General features: G+C 38.7%; 1 rRNA gene. It reads left to right on the forward strand.

Features of this window, described 5'->3' with window-relative positions:
- Window positions 1–149: 149 nt before the first annotated feature.
- A 16S ribosomal RNA gene (locus AAEY98_RS22780) occupies window positions 150–212 on the forward strand; the annotation flags it as partial.

Genomic DNA, 212 nt, shown 5'->3' on the forward strand with positions numbered 1-212 from the left:
TTCTGTTCTTCGGAATGTTGGCAATCAAAAAATTACAACTCAATGCAACGATGAGTGTTCATAGTAATATGTACAAAGACTTTGTCAGCTTCGGTTGATAAAGCAATCAGAATTCATTGAGCCGAAACCTTTTGGTTTCAAAAGAACTTTAATTGAAGAGTTTGATCATGGCTCAGATTGAACGCTGGCGGCAGGCCTAACACATGCAAGTC

It is taken from the genome of Shewanella sp. AC91-MNA-CIBAN-0169 (assembly GCF_040310165.1).
GTDB lineage: Bacteria > Pseudomonadota > Gammaproteobacteria > Enterobacterales > Shewanellaceae > Shewanella.